We start from the raw sequence: 1,882 nt of genomic DNA, 5'->3' as shown, positions 1-1,882 counted from the left end.
TCCTCGGGGGCGGACGTTCTCCGCTCCCATCTCAGCTGCGGAACCGGACAAGATCACGAGGCGACACACCTAACCCGGATCTTGCATGGCTCGGTCGCAGGAGCCTCGCAGCGGGTGCTTGACCGCTGTGGTCGGTGATTCTGGGTTCGGGGTGTGACAGATGGCCCCGTGTCGTCGGGGTGGTCGCCGGGTTCCACGGGCCGGGTGCTGCGGTGGGTCGTCGGGACGGTGTCGCCGTGCTCAGCCGGGAGCGGCCAGAGCATCGAGTCTGCGGAGGCCGTCGAGGGCCAGGTCGGTGAATGGTGCCGGCTGGGCGAGGTGCAGCCAGGTGCGCCGGCCGGTGGCGGCGAGGCGTCCGGCGATGGAGAGCAGTCGCAGGCGGAGGCGCTTGGGTTCCCAGCGCCGGGCGGCGTGACTGGTCAGGGCGAGGGTCTGCATCCATGCGGTGAGGTCCCCGGCGAGGGCGACGATGGCGCACCAGATCTCGTTCTGGCCAAAGTCGTGCAGTGGCAGGTTGGCCAGGCCGCTGTCCTTGGCGCAGCGGATGCGGTCCTCGGCACGGGCGCGGCGTCGGTGGCGCAGTTCCAGGTCGGCCAACTGGCCGCGGGTGGTGTTGGTGACAAACGCGGTGATCCGGTGCCCGTCGCAATCGGTGATCCGCAGCTGCGCGCCGGGGTGCGGGCGTTCCCGGCGGACGATCAGCCGCATCCCCGGCGGCCAGCCCGAGAGGTCGAACATCCCGGTGACCTCGGCGACCCAGGCGCCGGGCCGGATGCGCCGGTCGGCGTCGTAGGCCGGTGTCCACGCCGCCGCCGGGACGGCGGCGAGGGTCCTCTGGATCGTGGCTAGGTCACCGGGCAAGCAGAAGCCGACCGAGTAGGCCAGTCGGCGGCGGGTCAGCCAGTCGATCAGCCCGTGCGTGCCACCGGCCCCGTCGACCCGGATGAGCACGCTCTTGCCCGGTCGCCGACCGTGGTCGGGTAGCTGGGCCAGCGCGTCGCGGATGACCGAGATGTGGTCGGCGACGGTGTTGGAGCCGGCGTTCCCCCGCCGCAGCAGCACCGATAGGGGTTCCCCGGTGCCCTCGGGTCCGTGGTCGAGGAACGCGCAGAGCGGGTGGAAGCCGAAGCCGCGCTTGAACGTCGGCGCCGCGCGCTCCTTCTCCGAGTGCGCGGTGACCAGCGTGGCGTCCACGTCGATCACCAGCGGCGTGCTGGCGTCGGTCTCGTGGTCGGGGGCGTGCTCACCGGCCAGCGACCAGGCCCTCGAGCGAGCGGCGGCGCGGGCGGTGTTGATCGCGGCCAGCGCCGCGGCCGAGTCGGCGGCGAGGGTGTCGATCAGCCGGGACACCGTGGGATCGGAGGCCACCGGGCCGAACACCTGCGGATGCGCCCGCAACTGGGCAATGTCGGCCAGACAGTCCCCGCCCATCGCCAGCGAGATCGCCAGATCCAGCACGATCTTGCCCGGATCGTGGCGGGTCAGCGGCCGCCGCCACGGCGCCAAGACCGCGCTCAACGCTCGGTCCAGCCCCACCGTGGCCGCGGTGCGGGTCAGCAGCACCCCACCGGCCCCGGAGACCACCTTGCGGCCCTGCCCGTCGACTGCCAGACGCGGATATCGCCCGCTACGCTGCTTCACCAGAAAGGTGCTCCGGTTCCTGCGAGGTTGTGACCCTAGACAAGCCACATCCTTGCAGTTCAGGAGCACCTTTCGCTTTCCCAGAAAGGTCGCCTGACCGGCTCAGCGTGAAAGCCCCGGGCTAGTAGCGCAGCGCCGAGGAGCGTCGGGTCCAGGGATGGGCTGAGGGAGTGCACCAGGCCCGCGTAGTCCAAGGACAGCCCGTTCATCGCTGGCACCGTAGTGCTCACGTCGGAAGTGA

General features: G+C 71.1%; 1 protein-coding gene. It reads right to left on the bottom strand.

Annotated elements, in window-relative coordinates:
• Positions 1-240 precede the first annotated feature (240 nt).
• Positions 241-1,641, bottom strand: a complete 1,401-nt coding sequence (locus tag VF542_RS14855; RefSeq protein ID WP_408652480.1) for an IS1380 family transposase — start codon at positions 1,639-1,641, stop codon at positions 241-243.
• Positions 1,642-1,882 lie beyond the last annotated feature (241 nt).

This window comes from Jatrophihabitans sp. (assembly GCF_036389215.1).
Taxonomy (GTDB): domain Bacteria; phylum Actinomycetota; class Actinomycetes; order Mycobacteriales; family Jatrophihabitantaceae; genus Jatrophihabitans_A.
The sequence above is the reverse complement of the archived record's forward strand: the minus strand, read 5'-3'. Positions and strand labels throughout refer to the sequence as shown.